Genomic DNA, 18,263 nt, shown 5'->3' with positions numbered 1-18,263 from the left:
ATCGGGTTTTCCATTATTCCAACCTCATCAGCGGCTTTTTGCTAAAGCGGCTGCGCAGCCGGTCAAAATAGAGGTAAACCACCGGAGTGGTATACAGTGTCAGCAACTGGCTCATCGCCAACCCGCCGACAATGGTAATCCCGAGCGGTTGGCGTAATTCCGCACCATCGCCGCTGCTCAATACCAGCGGTAGTGCCCCGAATAGGGCGGCTAAGGTGGTCATCAAAATCGGCCTAAAGCGCAGCAAACTGGCTTGGAAAATGGCATCCCGGGCGCTGAGATTGCCATTGCGCTGAGCATCAAGAGCAAAGTCGACCATCATGATGGCGTTCTTTTTCACGATACCAATCAATAACATGATGCCAATCAGGGCGATAAGGCTAAAGGGCGCATTGAATAATTCCAGCGCCAATAGCGCCCCGACCCCAGCCGAGGGCAGTGTCGATAATATGGTCAGTGGGTGAACATAACTTTCATATAAAATCCCGAGCACAATATAGACCGTGGCGATCGCCGCCATAATCAGCCACAGCTGAGATTTCAAGGTTTCCTGGAATACTTGCGCGGTACCGGCAAACACACCGCGCACTGTGCCGGGCACCCCCAGTTCCGTCATCGCCCGCTCCACTGCGGCGGTCGCCTCAGACAAGCTGCCGCCATCGGGCAAGTTAAATGAGATAGTTGAGGCGGCCGATAATCCTTGGTGATTCACCGCCAGTGGGGCATTGGCGGGTTGCCACTTGGCGAAATATGACAGTGGAATTGACCGGCCCTCGCTGTTAATGACAAACATTTTGTCCAGCGAACTCACATCCTGCGTATATTGAGGCGCGACTTCCATCACTACCTTGTATTGGTTCAATGGCTGATAAATGGTGGAAATCTGCCGTTGACCAAAGGCGTTATTGAGCAAGGCATTGGCATCTGAAACATCAATACCCAGCCGCGCCATGGTTTCGCGATCATAGGTTAAGGCCATTTCTGAGCCTTTATCTTGCTGGTCGGAGTTCACATCGGCCAGCTCTGGTAACTTACTCAGGGCGGCCCGGACTTTCGGCTCCCATTCACGCAGCGCCGCTAAATCGTCCGCTAATAACGTAAATTGATAGCTGGCGTTGGATTGACGGCCACCGACGCGAATATCCTGCACCGGAGAGAGGAACAGACTGGCTCCCGGCTCTTTTGCCAGTTTGCCCCGCAGCCGGGTAATCACTTGTTGGGCGGTTTCGCTGCGTTCACTCAATGGTTTCAGTGAGATAAACATGGAGCCGCTGTTGGTGCGTGAGCCGCCAGTAAATCCAGTCACATTGTCAACCGCCGGATCAGCGCTAACAATTTTCATAAAATCTTTCAGTTTTTGCTGCATCGCCTGGAACGAAATGCTCTGATCCGCTTGAATAAAGCCCATCATGCGGCCGGTATCTTGCTCGGGGAAAAAGGTTTTCGGGATGCTGATATACAGCCAAACATTCAAGGCAATAGTGGAAAGCAGCACAACCATCACCCAGCGCGTATGGCCCAGCACCCAATTGAGTGAGCGGCCATAGCCTTGCTGAATAGCTAATAGCACCTTACCGAAACCGCGAATACGTTGTTGCTGACTAGCCGGTTGGGCGCGGAGCAAATGGGCGCACATCATCGGGGTCAGGGTTAACGAAATCACTAGCGAGATACCAATCGCCACTGACAATGTGACGGCAAACTCACGGAATAACCGCCCCGGTAGCCCCTCCATCAGCAGCAGCGGAATGAACACCGCCACCAGTGAAATACTCATCGACAGCACGGTAAAACCGACTTCGCGCACCCCGCGTAAAGCGGCTACCATCGGCTTGACTCCCGCCTCCAAATGGCGAGAAATGTTCTCCAGCACCACGATAGCATCGTCGACCACAAAGCCAGTGGCGATGGTCAGCGCCATCAGTGACAGGTTATTGAGGCTAAAACCGCACAGATACATGGCGGCAAAGGTGCCAATCAGCGAAACCGGCACCGCCACCGTCGGGATCAAGGTGGCGCGGCCTGATCGCAGGAACAGGAACACCACCAGAATCACCAATGCCACGGCGATCACCAGCGATTGCTCCACTTCATCCAGTGAGGCGCGGATCGTCGGTGAGCGGTCTTGGGCAATATTCAGTTGAATCGAGGCCGGAATTGAGGCGCGCAGAGCCGGAAGCTCGGCCCGAATTCGGTCGACGGTGGCGATAATATTTGCCCCCGGTTCACGGCTTATCACCAACAGCACGGCCGACTTGCCATCGGACATCCCGGCATTGCGCACATCCTGCACAGAATCGACGATATTGGCGACATCCTGTAGGCGCACCGCCGATCCATTGTTGTAGTGAATGATAAGTGGGCGATACTCCGCGGCAGTTTTAATCTCATCATTGGCCTGAACCTGCCAATGTTGCTCACTGTTAGCAATCGAACCTTGCGGGCGACGGACGTTAGCGGCGCTGATCGCCTGGCGCACTGCATCCAGTGACACCCCCTGATTGAACAGGGCGCTAGGATTGAGCTCCACCCGAACCGCAGGCAGGGAGCTGCCACCGACGGTTACATCACTGACGCCCTCGGTTTGGGCAATTTTTTGCGCCAGTTGGGTCGAGGCAAAGTCATATAATTGACCCTGACTGAAGGTGTCCGACGTCAGGGTCATTATCATAATTGGCGCATCCGACGGGTTCATCTTGCGATAGGTCGGGCGGTTGGGCATCCCGGAGGGAAGCAAACTTTGCGCCGCATTGAGTGCGGCCTGCACATCACGCGCCGCGCCATTAATATCGCGGCTGAGAGAAAATTGCAGAATAATCCGCGTGCTGCCCAATGAGCTGGTTGAGGTCATTTCATCGACCCCGGCGATTCTTCCCAGTGCGCGCTCCAGTGGTGTGGCAATGGATGACGCCATGGTTTCCGGATCCGCCCCGGGCATGGAGGCACTCACGGCAATCACCGGATAATCCACCTGTGGCAGCGGCGATACCGGCAATAAACTAAAGCCGATAATGCCGCTGAGAGTGATGGCCAGCGTGAGCAGGGTGGTCGCGACCGGCCGCTGGATGAACAGAGCAAAGAATTTCACGGCTATTCCCGCCCACTCGGTAATTCTGGTGCATCAATATCTTGATGCTGATATCGATTTTTACCATGGGAGTTGCGCGCCAATTTATCGAACAACAGATAGATAACCGGCGTGGTAAACAGGGTTAGCACTTGGCTGACAATTAGCCCGCCGACCATACAGACCCCTAGCGGCTGGCGTAATTCAGCCCCGGTGCCGGTGCTGAGCATCAGCGGTAATGCGCCAAACAGCGCGGCCAAGGTGGTCATGAGAATGGGGCGAAAACGTAATAAACAGGCTTGATAAATCGCGTCATATGGCGTCATGCCCTGATCTCGCTCGGCGGCTAGCGCAAAGTCGATCATCATGATGGCGTTTTTCTTCACGATGCCGATAAGCAGGATTATCCCAATGATGGCGATCACATCCAGCTCATTACCAGTTAACATCAAGGCCAGCAATGCCCCAACCCCGGCGGTTGGCAGGGTTGATAAGATAGTGACCGGATGAATAAAGCTTTCATACAGCACACCGAGCACGATATACATCGCCACAATCGCGGCGATAATCAGCCACAGCGTTCCGCCCAGTGCGGCCTGAAACGCCAATGTTGATCCTTGGAAGCGGGTCATAATATCGGCAGGCAACTGGATGGTTTTTTCAGCTTGGGTCACCGCGCTCACTGCTTCACCCAGAGAATAGCCCGGTGCCAGATTGAATGAGATGGTGGCTGACGGGAACTGATTCAAATGGTTGATAGAGAGCGGGCCGAAGCGCTCTTCAATGGTGGCAATGCTGCTCAGTGGCACACCTTTGCCATCACTGCCAGTTAGGCGAATATCATTGAAGGCCGCCAGCCCCGGCGTGGCTTTGACATCATGCTCCAGCACCACCCGATACTGGTTGGCTTGGGTGTAGATCGTGGAAATCAGCCGTTGGCCGAATGCATTATATAAAGCGCTGTCGATAGCGGCCATGGTTATCCCCAGCCGGCTGGCGCTGTCTCTGTCGACATTGACAAACGCCACCAATCCTTGGTCTTGCCAGTCGCTGGTGACATCCTGGAACGGCGCTTGTTGCTGCAATTCACTCACCAGTTTTGGCACCCAAGTGCTTAGTTCCTCCAGTGAGGTCGCCTGCAGTGTGAATTGATACTGTGTGCGGCTCAGTTGGGTATCAATGGTCAAATCTTGTACGGGTTGCAGATAGAGTTTAATCCCCGGAATGCTGGCCACACTGGCCTGTAAGCGCGTAATTATCTCTGGGATGCGCTCTGCTCGGCTGCTTAATGGCTTAAGGTTAATCTGCAACCGGCCATTGTTCAGTGTGGCATTGGTGCCATCGACCCCAACAAATGAGGTCAGACTTTCAACGGCGGGATCTTTGAGGATGATGGCGGCAACTTGCTGCTGACGTTCAGCCATATTACTGAACGAAACCGATTGCGGTGCTTCCAGGGTGCCCTGAATTAAGCCATTGTCCTGCAATGGGAAAAAGCCTTTGGGGATCAGCAAGTAAAGCAACACGGTCAGTACCAGGGTGCTCACCGCGACACCCAAAGTTATCCATTGATGTTTAAGCACTTTTTTCAGTGCAACAGCATAATGGGCAATCACCCAGTCAAAAAACTTTTCGCAGGCGCGCGACAGGCGGTTTTGTTTGCGCAGCGATTCATAACTGAGCATCCGCGCGCACATCATTGGCGTCAAAGTCAGGGAGACCACCGCTGAAATCAGAATAGCCACTGCCAATGTCACCGCAAATTCGCGGAACAACCGGCCGACGATATCGCCCATAAATAGCAATGGAATCAACACCGCAATCAATGAGAAAGTCAGGGAGATAATGGTGAAGCCAATCTCACCGGCCCCTTTTAGCGCCGCATCCAGCGGTTTTTCGCCCTTTTCGATATAGCGCGAGATATTTTCAATCACCACAATGGCATCATCGACCACAAAACCGGTGGCAATAGTCAGGGCCATGAGTGTCAGGTTATTGATTGAAAAGCCGAGGAAATACATTGCGGCGAATGTGCCAATCAGTGACAACGGCACCGCAATGCTGGGGATAATGGTGGCCGCCGCATTACGCAGGAACAGGTAAATCACCATCACCACCAAGACAATCGCCAGCATTAATTCAAACTGCACATCACTGACTGAGGCGCGGATAGTGGTGGTGCGGTCGGTCAGCACTTTGACATTCACTGACTTGGGCAAACTTTTAATCAGCTCCGGCAGCATTTCACGAATACTGTCGGCTGTGGCTATCACATTAACCCCCGGCTGGCGCTGAATATTCAGCACGATCGCCTGTTCGGTGTTGGCCCAAGCAGCCAGTTTATTATTTTCTGCGCCCTGTTCAATGGTGGCGACATCCTGCAAGCGCACGGGCGCGCCATTTTGGTAAGCCACAATCAGGTCGCGATAATCCTCGGCGGATTTCATCTGATCATTGGCAGAGAGGGTGACCGAGCGGGTCGGTCCATCCAAGCTACCTTTAGCCGAGTTGACATTGGCATTGCTGATGGCGGTGCGAATGGTTTCGCTATCCAGCCCCAGTGCCGCGACCGCCGGTGCATTGAGTTTGACCCGCACCGCTGGGCGCTGGCCGCCAGAAATGGTGACCAAGCCGACCCCGCTCACTTGCGAGATTTTCTGCGCAATACGGGTTTCCACCATGTCTTCCACTTGGGTCATCGGAATGGCGCTGGAGGTCACGGCCAGTGTCAGAATCGGCGGATCGGCCGGATTCACTTTGCTGTAAATTGGGGGATAGGGCAGGTCACTTGGCAGCAAGTTAGTGGCGGAGTTAATCGCCGCCTGCACTTCCTGCTCGGCCACATCCAGCGGCAGAGTGAGCTGGAATTGCAAGGTGATAACCGACGCGCCACCGGAACTTTGTGATGCCATCTGCTTCAAGCCAGACATCTGACCAAACTGGCGCTCGAGTGGCGCAGTAATGGCGGATGTCACCACATCCGGGCTCGCACCGGGGTAGAGGGTAACCACCTGAATCGTCGGGTAATCCACCTCGGGCAGAGCGGAAACTGGCAAGGCGCGGTAGCCGATAATCCCCGCCAACAAAATGGCGACCATAAATAATGTGGTGGCCACCGGGCGCAGGATAAACAGCCGTGATGGCCCGCCACCGGGTGTTGGAGGCATCACTTGCATCAGGATTTCTCCGCAGCCGCAGCTGAGCCAGCCGCTGCCTCAGTGGCTGGTTTCCCGCCACGGCGATGTGTGCCATGCTCCTGCGCCGCTGGCTTTTCCGCCGTGTTAGTGTGGCTGGCATCGGCCGAACGCGGGGTCACCACTTCAACCTGTAAACCTTCCGTCAGGCGATCAATACCATCAGTCACCACGCGCTGACCCGCATCCAGCCCGGCGCTGATAACCACTTGTTTGCTATCTTGAATTCCAGTGGTGACTAAGTGCTTACTGACCTTATTTTCATCATTGAGCGTCCAGACAAAGCTGCCCTCATTACCCATCTGCACCGCCGCTGTGGGCACCACCACGGCATTTTGCAGTAAATCTACTTTGATCCGCGCATTAACAAACTGGTTGGGGAACAGCACGTCGTCCTCATTGGCAAAGCGGGCTTTCAGCTTAATGGTGCCGGTGGTGGTATCAATCTGGTTATCAATGCTGAGCAGATAACCTTGCGCCAGCAACTGTTTATTGGTGCGATCCCACGCTTCAACCGGCACCGTTGCATGGTTTTTTGCTGCATTTTTCTGCGCTTGCATAATGGCGGGAATATCACTTTCTGGCAGGGTAAAGACCACATCGACCGGATGTGTCTGGGTGATCACCACAATCGGAGTGGCGCTGCCGCTGGTAATGTAATTGCCGACATCCACTTGTTTTAGCCCGACTTTACCGGAGATGGGCGCGGTAATGCGGCTATAGGTCAGTTGCAGCTGGGCGCTGTCGATGGCCCCTTGGTCGGCTTTCACACTGCCCTCGCTCTGGCGCACCAAAGCACTTTGGGTATCCAGGTCTTGCTGGGAAATCAGGCCGGTTTTCGCCAGTTTTTGGTAGCGGGCCAAATCGCGGCGCGCATTGTCCAATGTGGCTTGGTCTTTGGCCAATTGCCCCTGAGCTTGGGTAAGTTGAACTTGGTATGGGCGCGGGTCAATTTCTACCAGTAAATCACCGGCTTTAACCTGTTGGCCTTCGGTGAAGTGGATAGCCATTAGCTGACCATCAACTCGGCTGGTGACGGTGACGGTATTGGCGGCGCTAACCGTGCCCAAACCGGTGAGATAACGTGGCACCGCTTGTTCGGTGGCGCTCGCGGCCTGTACGGGGGGCATTGGCATATTGCGTCTTCCCCCTGCGCGCGCGGTGCTGCTGCCACTCGCGGCTGGCTGCACGCCAGGCGCAATATTCTGCGGGGCTGCACTGAAATGACGCCAGACAAACACGGCAACAATAATCGCCACCACTGCCCCCAATAATGTCAATAATCGGGAAGTGCGTTTGGCTTGAGCTTTCATAATGGCGGTGAGTCCCTTTTATGGTATTGGTCTGGTGATGTACACCGGTGCAAAAATAAAAAATTAATACCCAATAGATTTCGACATATAGGTGCGCGGCAAGTAAATAACTGGGTTGAGCCGCCATCAGCCAGCGGTCAGGTTATTGCATGCGGCCAACAACATCTTGCAAGATGACCGATTTTGATATGTTACTAGTTTAGCGGGGATTGAGAGGACAAAAATGGAGGAAATATGAAAATATTGTCAAGCTATGTGGGGATTGCGGCTTCAGTTGATGGTGTGCCATCATCACGTTGTCTCGCTGGCCTCAACTGAGCGGAGGGCAAACCAGCCCTTCCGCTCCCTTAACTGCAACCCAAGTCCCTTATGCTACTGATAAGTCAGCGTAAAGGTGGCGCTGGCATTGGCTTTACCGGGGATGACACTATTTTCAGTTTGATAATAGCGGGCGATGATATCGATAGTTTCTTTTATATCCGTGCCGTTGGCAGCAGCAGTCCCCATTTGTTTAGGTTGGCCAAATACTGCCTCTTTATAGTAACCGACAAGTAATTGCACACCCACCCCGTGGGCAGCTCCGGGTTCTGGCGTTAATTTAAGCACTCCCGGATAGTTCGGTTCAGCATCGCCATCAATTTGAAGGAAATATTTGGTATTGGGATCGCAGGTTAAGGCTATCTGTTTTTTTATTTCATGCTTGTGGGGGCCTATGCGAGTAAAATCCCCACTCTGTTGTTTCCCTAAGTCAAAATTGATAGTGGGGTTATCCACGGTGCAGCCATAGCGTTGAAAAGAAAAATTCAGATTGCCGCTGAGTAAGGTGCCGAGTTTTCTCTGTGGGTCATTACCAAAGCTATAATAAATATCCATCTCATGGTTGACAGAGACTTTTCCCGCCATATATGTACCCGGCTTGGTTTGCAAAGAAATCGTTGGTCTAAAGTTGGCCGGCCTCGACCTCTGGTCTATAGAACAAGTGCCTTTTAACTTATTATGGGCATCCGGCACACAATTGCGACCAGAGTCTATAGTATATTTTATTGATATTCCGGGGATATTAGTCGGATAGGACCCATCTTGGTTGCTGGGGCTGTTAATTTTAATTTCATAGTGGAATTTATTAAGTTGACTCTGATCAGGTTGACTGCACATGTAATTAAAAGGCTGACTGGCTTTAAATAATGGCATATTCCTTTGTAGGGATGAACCACGTGGGAATTTAAAATTATCATTGGTTACAAGGCTGCTTCCGGCCATTGCTGAACAACTCTTAGCATGCGCGGCTGAGGACATAAATAAACAGCCGACTATAGCGAAGGTGGATAACAGCCCAATTTTGCGGGTGTTACTGATATTAGGTAAATATTTTTTCATTAAATTTAACATAATGACCTGATGATTTTATTTCTCATATCTTGGCAATAGGCTAATTAATGTATCAGCCTATTGATCCGTTTATTTACCGGCACACCGCATCCAATATGCGCACTGCCGAGGTGGTATTGGCCTCGGCCGCCGACAGGGTGAATTTCACCTGACACTGCTGCTTTTGCTGATGGCCCCACTGCACTTGCAAGTTGCCGTTATCCGGCACACCGCTGAGATACACCTGGCCGTCATCACCGACGATACTGCTATTGGCGCTGTCTGCCTCATCATCTTGCAAATTCACCATCGCACCGAACGGCACTGATTTGCCTTGGTAACTGAGGTTAATCAGCACCCGGCTACCGAGGCGCGGCTTGAAGTTCGCCAGCACCACCGCCCCGTGGGTGGGCACCACGTTTTGGCTGGTGATGTCCATATCAATGTTGTCGCCCATGCTTTGGGTATCCAGCGCGATGCTGTTCTGGCGATAAGCACTGGCATAAGGCACCACCGCATAGCCGCGCCAGTCGGTTTTCACCCCACGGCCACTCCCCACACCGACACCGCTGGCACCGGGCGCGCGCACCAATACTAAGGTGTCGCTCTGGGATTGTGACAAAGTGATGCCATAAGGATGCGCCAGCACACCGCCGCTCAGGCCATAGTTCAACTGGTGGCTGTTTGCACCATAGCTGTAACCGGTATTTAGCTGGCCGTAGGTCCCGCTGTAACTGCTGCTTAAGCTGCCGCTGTTGCCACCGCCGCGATGGGTGCGGCTCTGTTGCAGGCTGTAGCTCAAGTTATTATCTGCCAACGCGCTGCCACTGAGGCCCAACTGCTGAGTGGTTGCCCCGCCTTTGCTGGTGTTAATACTGTAATTGGCCCAACTATTGGCTAACCATTTGCTCAATGGGATATTGATACTCAGGCTGGCGCGCTGATCATTTTGTAGCTGGCCGGGGGTTTGGCTGTAGCTGTAGTTCAGGCCATAGCTAATACCTTGCAGCGAAATGTTGTAACCCAGCGTGGCACTGCGCTCATAACCTTTGCGCTGCCAATAATCCTGCTGATAAGCCGAAAGGTACAGACTGCCAAAATCATTCAGCGACTGGCTGATATGAAACTGAGTGCGGCTGCGCTTGTTATTGTTACGCCCCAGCGAGTTAATGTTGCCCGCCCCGGTCAGTTGATTGGCTTCACTGAAATCATAAAAACCCTCGGTGGAGTAGCGGTGGCTACCCAGCGAGATATTCGTGCCAGCTTCACTGAAGCTTTTGGCATATTGCAGGCGGTAAGATTGCCCTTGTCGGGTGTTATCGTCTTCAAAGCGAGTTTTGGCTTGGGTTACATCCGCGGAAACTGACCCGATGCGCCCTAAACCTACCCCGACCCCCAGCGCCGCGGACTGATAATCCGACGAGATCAATAAGCCGTTATACAGGGTAAAGCCGTAGGGCATGCCGTAGGCCAGCGCGGTTTGTGCAAAGTGCGGCGTGGGGCTATCTTTGCCACCGCTGCGGTATTGACCGGCGCTCAGAGCATATTTCAGGCTGCCCTCGCGCTGCATAATGGGCGCGGATGAAAATGCTTGTTTAAAGCTGCGCTCGCTGCCATCGGCCTCTTTGATGGTCACCTCTAAGTCACCACTGGAGGAGGTGGGGAACAGATCATCAATGGCAAAAGCCCCCGGCGGCACATAGGTTTGGTAAATCACATTATTGTTCTGGCGAATGGTGACCTGCGCGTTGCTGTCTGCAATGCCGCGGACTACCGGGGCAAAACCGCGCAGGCTGTCGGGCAACATGCTGTCATCAGAGGCCAACTGCATACCACGGAAAGGCACCCCACTCAGGATATCGCCGGGGGTGTAGCTGTCCCCCAGTGTCAGTTGGCCTTTGATGGCGTGAATATCGCGCTGTAAGGTATTGGTCAGGTTATTCCACTGGGGCTGGCTATTGCTGCTGTGGCTGTAAGTGGAATAGTTGCGCAAGCGCCACGGCCCCCAGTTCAGCCCGCTGCGCAGGTTCAGAAAGTGGTTGCTGCTGCCCGGCTGGTTGTTTTGCCAGCTATTCGCGCCGCTCAGGCTGTAATTGACCATCAGCGCAGGGATACCTTGATCCCACTGTTTCGGGTCAATATAGCCGCGGGCCTGATTGTTCAGCGCCGCCTGCGGAATGCTCAAATCCAGCCGCTGTTGATTAAAATCATAATGGCTGCTGGCGTCGGGGATAAATTCGCCCAATTGTGTTACCGGCACATCCGTTGGCTGCTGTTGTAGCGCCGGGAAGGCGGCCACTTTCACTCCGAAATCAGCCAGTTGCTGCGGGGTGATTTCGGCCAGTAAGCTGCCGTTATCAGTAATAAAGGTGACGTCGCGTGTCTCTAGCTGTTGGCCGTTAAGATAAATATCGACCCGATAGGTGCCAGGCAACTGTGCGCCGGACTGCGAAAACACACTGAGATCAATCGCCGCATAACTGGCGTCTTTGATTTCTAATGAGCTGGGATTGAAGTAATCTTCGGCCCAGGCCGGGGCAGACAAGGCGGTCAACCCCAGAGCCAGCTGGATAGCCAGCCTTAACGCCCGTGATGCGGGCGGGAAAGCAGAATGAAGTTGCGTCATAGTGATCATCCGGAGTTATAAGCTGGCAGTGGCAACATCGGAAGTGCCGCCAAAATCATTAATCACCTGCCAGCTCACCGTGCCGGCAGCGCCTGCCGGGATGTCAACATTCAGGGTGCTTTTCGGGGCCACCATCAGCGCGCCTTTGATCTCACTGTCCGCCACTTTCAGGGTATGGAAGGAGACGTGATAGGCGGTGGGGTTGCTTATCTGCAATTGTTTGCCGTGGCGGGAGAAACTCAGCGCTTTATAGGCATCCGCAGCGCTACCGGCTAAACCGGCTGGGCGGTAAAATAATTTGATGCGGTTTTTAATTGAGATAAATAGCTGGTTGCCATCACTCTTTTGACTTGATGGAATGGTTTTGACATTCAGCCAATACATCGATTCGCGGTCTTGTGGCAAATTGCCGCCGCTAAACAGAATACGTAAGTTACTTTCTTGCCCGGCATCTAAGCGGAATAGTGGTGGGGTGATAATAAATGGCACTTTTTTATTATTGCTGGCCTCGGTATTATCAACCCAGCTTTGAATTAAATAAGGGATATTTTTATCCTGATTGGTCACGGATAAAGATGCTTCTTTTTTAGCACCATCATAAATAACGCGGGTGCCGCCGACTAATACGCCAGCTTGAGATGAATTTATCACACCGGTTAAGCAGGCGATAAAAAATAGCGATTTTAACCACGGCATGGCTGTTCTCTCTGAGTAGATTAATTTATTGCCTGAGTGGCAAAATAAAGAATAAAACTTACTGCCCCGACAAATAAAATATCGGGGCGGTAAAGACACAACAAATAACCGCTAATCAAGGTATTGCTGACAAAGGGTAGCGAACCTTATTAGTGCGGAGCAGAATTAGTTATAAGCAACAGCAAAATTTAGCGTGGCAGTAGCATTGCCCTCTTTAAAAGTATCTGAAGTGGTAACATATTTTGCTACGTATTTCAGATCCTGAGCCACGTTGTTATTCATCGCCTGCCCTTTGGCTGCCTTATTGATTGCAATTTGGTCATTGCCATTTGCTTCAAACAGCGCCAATGCAACACCACTCACACCGGTCAGTTTCAACGCTTTGGTCTCATTAGTATCTGCCGTACCTGTAAAGGTGACCGTAGCCGTTTGCTTCACTTGCGGGCAATTGGTCAGTTTAATAACCAAGTCCGTTGCGGAATTATCAGCGAATTTACCTGCGCTAGCACCCAGTTTATCTTTATTAATTAATGGCATTTTAATATCGACTACAGATGCTGTTGCAACACAAGGTGTTGCTGCAATAGAACCGGTAATATTAAAAACACCGGCATTTGCTACTGAGGCAAATGCTGAGGCAGCCAGTAAAGAAGTAACAATCAGTTTATTTTTCATGTTCATAATAAAACTCCAATCCGAAATATTTCGTGATAATGAATAGTTAAGTTGTATGGCCCTAATGACCTATATTGCAATGAAAGGTTTTTGTCGCCGTTTCATTCTGGTCGCTAATATAGTGGCTAACAGAATCAGGATAATAGGTTTTTTTTTGGAATTAATGCGGGGTAAGAAAAGTAAAGTTATTTAATAAGTGGGGGTTGGTTATTAGTGGCTTGGAATTTTTCATTAAAATAAAAAGTAACAAAGGCGCTAATGCTTATGGCGAGCGGAATAACTCGGAATAGCCCTTAAAATGAGTTCGGAATAGGTGTTTTTTGATTTAAATGAGGTCATTGGCGGGGAGCCGTTCAGTATTCCATTTATCTGTGTAATATTAATTGCCAAGGGAATATCTGCACGTAATTGCACAAAAGGGCCATATTTATGGCCCTTTTGTGGCGTGGTTATCAGTGGTTAATTGCGCCATGAAGTTCTGGCAACCGCACTGGATAATCGACTCCAGATTAACATAACCATATTAGCGATAAAGTGTTTGCGCCCAGCGCGCTAATCCGGCGGTAACCGAGCCAAAATCATTGCCGCCCACTAATGGGATACCCGGCAATTGTTGCGCTAAAGCAGCACGCAGCAATGGGGAGCGGGCGCTGCCGCCGGTCAAGTAAATGACATCTGGCGTGACTTGGCTGGTGGCCAGCGCCAGGCTGACTTGCTCTTGAATCCGTTGCAGTGGCTGGGAGATAGCTTCCGCAAGCTGCGGCTGATTGATGGTTTGCCCCAATTCTGCTTGGACAAAATCCAGTGCTGCGGTGACTTGCTCTTGCTCCGAGAGCGCAATTTTGCTCTCTTCTGCGGCGCGTACCAGCCGGTAACTCAAACGCTGCTGATAGACTTTCAGTAGCCGCTCAACTTGCTGTGGGTTAGCCGCCTCACGGATTAAATCGCGCAGAAAACGGCCATTAACGGTGCTGTAGAAATCGCTTTGGGCCGGAACATCGTTGGTGGCAACCGCATTCCAATAGGGTAATGACGGCATCGCAATCCCTTTCTCGGTTTCGCCGCCCATGCCAAACAGCGGCATCAGCTGCTTAAACGCCAGCATAATATCCAGGTCATTTCCGCCGACCCGGCAGCCACTGTGGCCCAGCAGGCTTTGTTGGCGGTCGGCCATGCCCTGCCATTTCGGCCCCATCAACAGCACTGAGCAGTCGGTGGTTCCGCCGCCGATATCCACCACCAAGACGGTTTTTTCGGTTTTTAGTGTGGCTTCAAAATCCAGCCCCGCCGCGACGGGCTCAAACTGAAAGGCAATATCGCGAAAACCGGCGCGTTGTGCGGCGCGCAGTAAAATACCCTCAGCCTGGCGGTTGGCTTCTTCACCGCCGGAACCTTGAAAGTTAACCGGGCGGCCAATCACGGTCTGGCTAATTTCTGCGGCTAAGACCGATTGTGCCTGGCGCTTGATATGGAACATCATGGCGCAGACTAAATCCTCAAATAGCGCTAACTGTTGAGGTTTTAACCCATTGGCACCTAAGAAAGATTTAGGCGATTTTACAAAGTAAACTTCTTCGGGGTCTTCAATATAGTGGGCCAGCGCCGACAGGCCGAACATCAGGCTGTCAGCGGTCACTGGGATATCTTCTTCGCGATTGAAGGCGATGGCCCGGCGCAACAGTTGCTGATTCTCATCACTGCCTGTTGGCACCTGCCAGTGGCGGTGCAGGCACTCACTTACTGCTTCCCGGGTCGGGGCGCACAGCATAGAGGGCAAATAGACATCATTATTTTCCAGCACCAGTAATTCGGGATCATTGCCCCGCATCACGGCAACCGAGCAGTTTGCTGTGCCGTAGTCAAATCCAATGAACATCATCGCCCCCAAGCCAAATAAAGGGGGGCGACTTTACCCTAGAGTGAGCAGTGGGGCAATCGTCACGTCAGGATATTGGGTTATTTAATCGCGAAATATCCGCTGTTAAGCACCTCGGTCAGCGGGGTAGTGCGGCCAATCATTTCGCCATCGGCTAAATCAACCCCGATAGCCACTAACTTGTTGAGAGTGGCGGCTAATTCTACCGGCCCCGCTAGGGTAGCGATACGAGCGCGTTGGGCTGTGCCGTTGATGATGGATATCAGCACTTCATCCATTTGATTAATATGAATCTGAGTAATTAAATCGCTATTGAATTTCAGGTAATCGATGGTGTGTTCAGCCAGTAATTCAAAATCATTCAGATTATGGCCAAACTCCTTAACAATGAGTTTACAGCCTAGTTGTTGCAGTTTGGCAAGAAAATTCCCAATCGCAAACGGATATTGCAGCAATGTGGACTCGTCGACCATCCAATACAGGCTTTGTGGCGGCAAGATAGTCTGTTGTATCAAGCTGAGTAATGATTGGCGGAAATCTTCTTTGAGCAGAGCCACTTCTGACAGCGGAATCGCCAGTGCCAGCCCTTTGCGGTGAATAGCTTGCGCTTGTTCCACTAACAGTTTTTCACATACCCAGTGGTCAACTTTCGGCTGAATGTTATACAACGCCGCCGCCTCTTCAAAGGCAAACTGGCTGACAATCATATTTTGGGGCCGATTAATCTCGAAACTGACCTGATAGAAGCAGACCGAGAGCGGCGTTTTCGGCGGTGCTGTCGGGGTCATCTGGAGTAACAGCTGATCGTCACTCAGAATATTCTCTACATCTTCTCGACTCAGCAGTTCGTGCTGGCGGGCTAACAGCTGCTTTTGCCGGGGTTGATAAAGATAAACCTGGCCGCGGCCACTGTGTTTGGCGGTATAACAGGCGATATCCGCTTGCGTCATAATTTCGCTGCGCTGATTGTTGCTGCTACTGATTTGAGTGACACCGGCGCTGGCACCAATCCGGTAGAGTTTATCTTCCCAGTAGAAATGATAGCCATTTATCATCGAAACCAAACTTTGGGTAATGGCTTTGGCATGGGGCAGGGTGCAATTGAGCATCAGTAAACCGAACTCATCGCCACCGAGTCGCGCGACGCAGTCACTATTTCGCAAATGTTGGCGCATTAATTGGCTGAGTTCTTTCAATAATGCATCACCGGCAGGATGGCCGGCGGTATCATTAATGGCTTTAAAATAATCAAGATCAAGGAAAGCCAGCGCATGTTGCTGGTCAAAATCCGCACTTTGCTGAATGGCAGCTTTCAATTTATTGTCAAAGTTAGCGCGGTTTGGCAGGCCAGTCAGATTATCATGCGATGCGCTATGACTGAGTTTGCGCATCATTGCGCGAGATTCACCCACATCCTGGAACACCAGTACCGCCCCGACAAGAGTCCCTTCCAGTGTTTTCAAGGGGGCGACGGACTCTTGAATGTCGAAATGCTGCCCATTGCGATGATGTAATACCATCGATTCATTCAGTGAAGAGTAAGGACGCTGGGTAAGGATATGTTCTATCGGGTTATTAATGGTGGGCCCATCCACCCCGTCAGTCAGTTTGATAATCTGGTGTACCGGCTGACCCAGCGCGATGGTGTTGGCCCAACCGGTCATTTTCTCCGCGACCGGATTCATAAAGGTAATATTCATCTCTTGGTCAGTACAGACTACGGCCTCGCCGATAGAATCCAGCGTGATATGTAATCGTTCTTTTTCTTCATGCAGGGCTTCAGTCAAATTTCTGACTTCCGTCATATCCAAGGTGGTGCCAATCAGGCGCAGAGTATTGCCATTTTTATCGCAAATCATATTGGCATTATTGCGCAAATGGACAATGTTGCCGTTAGGGAGCAATAATCTGAATTCGAGCCGATACGGCTGGCGTTGTGCCAGTGCGGTGCTGTATTCGCGAATAACGCGGTTGATATCTTCCGGGTGAATGTATTGCTGCCAGGCGGCATCATCAACCGGGGTATTGAACGGAAGATGGAAAAGTTCATACATCCGTTTATCCCAATTGATTTGCTGTTTTTTGACATCCAACTCCCAAATACCAATGCCGCCAGCCTCGTTAGCCAGCGTAATGCGCTCCATCAGACGGCGATTAACTATTTCACTCTTTTTCAGATCATTAATATCTTCGACCTGTGAGATGTAATAGAGCGGCTGTTGCTCATGGTCGCGCACCACACTCACAACCAGCAATGCCCACACCACTTCGCCATCACGGCGGATGTAACGTTTTTCCATCGAATAACTGGGGATGCGGCCATGATACAGGTCATCAAGTAATTTCAGGTCTGCCGAGAGGTCTTCCGGGTGAGTGATTTGCTGAAAAGTCAGAGTCAGTAAGGTGTCCTGACTATAATCCAGCAACTTACACAGTGCCTGGTTGACTTGCATCCATTTGCCTTCCGGCGAGACCAGTGCCATGCCGATGGCGGAATACTCCATGGCGTTGCGAAAGCGGTTTTCACTTTCAACAATATGCTCTTTTTCCATCCGAAAGGCGTGCATGACCATTGCCATAGCATGTGGGGGGATCAGCACCATTAATAAGGGAATAAAAGAAAACGCCTGGACTGACAGTTTGGTATCAGCCTGAAGTGTAAACAGGTTGAAATTAATCATCATCGCAATCAGCAATGTCGCCAGAAAACAGATAGTAAAGGTTTCAAAGCGCGGCAGCCGGATGGAGGCCCAAATCAATGCCATTATGATGAAAGTAAAAGGAAAAGGTAGGTAAATCAGGCCGATATAACAAGCTGTTAGCGAGGCTGTCATCATCCAGATCATGTCAAACAGCGCTTTACTTTTGGTGGTGAGATTGAAATAACCCCGGCGATAAAGCAAGCCAACTGGGCCTAAGGCTAACATGCCGATAGCTTCAGACATAAACCACACGGTCAGCACTTGGGTAAAATTGCCGTGTTGCGGCGCTAAATACCAAGCGGCGGCCAGCCCACTTATCAGCGGAACCAGAATCACAGTACAAATGGAGAATTTGAGCCAGCTGAAGAGGCTATTTAGCGGGTCTTTGGGTTGGAGCAATTTCCGCAGTAACCACGCGCCAACGGCTGATTCCGTCAGATTTATCAATGTCAGTGGCAGTGGGAACCAACTGATACCATACAAAATAAAATTGGCGACAATAATCGCTATTCCTGCCGCCAATAATTGCCACGACCAATAGCGCGTCGGGTGATGGAATAGTGCCACCATCAATACTGCGGTCGGGAACCATAAGGGGGCCAGATTCTCTGATTGCTCAGAAAGCCGAATACAAAAGAGTGCGAACAAAAACACCACTATGCTGGTGATAGTAATGTGTAGAATTGTTTTATTGTCAGGAGCCGGTTTTTCGACCGCGCTGAGATCCATAGAACGCCTTATTTTGT

The 18,263-nt window shown here is 51.4% G+C and carries 9 protein-coding genes; all 9 read right to left on the bottom strand.

Translation table 11 applies throughout. The features are described from left to right. Positions 1 to 13: 13 nt before the first annotated feature. Positions 14 to 3,088 carry a multidrug efflux RND transporter permease subunit MdtC gene (mdtC, locus tag D5F51_RS15895; protein ID WP_129197803.1) on the bottom strand — a complete coding sequence of 1,025 codons (3,075 nt, stop codon included), beginning with the start codon at positions 3,086 to 3,088 and terminating at the stop codon, positions 14 to 16. A gap of 2 nt (positions 3,089 to 3,090) precedes the next feature. Beyond that, complete coding sequence (locus D5F51_RS15890; protein ID WP_129197801.1) at positions 3,091 to 6,243, bottom strand: MdtB/MuxB family multidrug efflux RND transporter permease subunit; 3,153 nt, start codon at positions 6,241 to 6,243, stop codon at positions 3,091 to 3,093. After that, on the bottom strand, positions 6,243 to 7,574 hold the full coding sequence (locus D5F51_RS15885) for an MdtA/MuxA family multidrug efflux RND transporter periplasmic adaptor subunit (RefSeq protein ID WP_129197799.1): 1,332 nt from the start codon (positions 7,572 to 7,574) through the stop codon (positions 6,243 to 6,245). The genes D5F51_RS15890 and D5F51_RS15885 overlap by 1 nt, the downstream gene beginning before the upstream one ends. Before the next feature lie 372 nt (positions 7,575 to 7,946). Further along, positions 7,947 to 8,951: a fimbrial protein gene (locus D5F51_RS22800; RefSeq protein WP_245994810.1), complete on the bottom strand. Its 1,005-nt coding sequence runs from the start codon at positions 8,949 to 8,951 to the stop codon at positions 7,947 to 7,949. Between the two features lie 85 nt (positions 8,952 to 9,036). Further along, positions 9,037 to 11,577, bottom strand: a complete 2,541-nt coding sequence (locus D5F51_RS15875; protein WP_129197795.1) for a fimbria/pilus outer membrane usher protein — start codon at positions 11,575 to 11,577, stop codon at positions 9,037 to 9,039. 6 nt (positions 11,578 to 11,583) lie between these two features. Beyond that, complete coding sequence (locus D5F51_RS15870; RefSeq protein WP_129197793.1) at positions 11,584 to 12,264, bottom strand: fimbrial biogenesis chaperone; 681 nt, start codon at positions 12,262 to 12,264, stop codon at positions 11,584 to 11,586. A 165-nt stretch (positions 12,265 to 12,429) separates the two neighbouring features. Then, entirely contained in the window at positions 12,430 to 12,939 is a 510-nt protein-coding gene (locus D5F51_RS15865) for a fimbrial protein (RefSeq protein ID WP_129197791.1), read from the bottom strand. 523 nt (positions 12,940 to 13,462) lie between these two features. Continuing rightward, positions 13,463 to 14,815 (bottom strand): molecular chaperone, encoded by a 1,353-nt coding sequence (gene yegD / locus D5F51_RS15860; RefSeq protein ID WP_129199395.1) that lies wholly within the window; start codon positions 14,813 to 14,815, stop codon positions 13,463 to 13,465. A gap of 80 nt (positions 14,816 to 14,895) precedes the next feature. Beyond that, on the bottom strand, positions 14,896 to 18,246 hold the full coding sequence (locus D5F51_RS15855; RefSeq protein ID WP_162301758.1) for a diguanylate cyclase: 3,351 nt from the start codon (positions 18,244 to 18,246) through the stop codon (positions 14,896 to 14,898). Between the last annotated feature and the right edge of the window lie 17 nt (positions 18,247 to 18,263).

The sequence above is a fragment of the Yersinia hibernica genome, assembly GCF_004124235.1.
Classification (GTDB): domain Bacteria; phylum Pseudomonadota; class Gammaproteobacteria; order Enterobacterales; family Enterobacteriaceae; genus Yersinia; species Yersinia hibernica.
The sequence above is the reverse complement of the archived record's forward strand: the minus strand, read 5'-3'. Positions and strand labels throughout refer to the sequence as shown.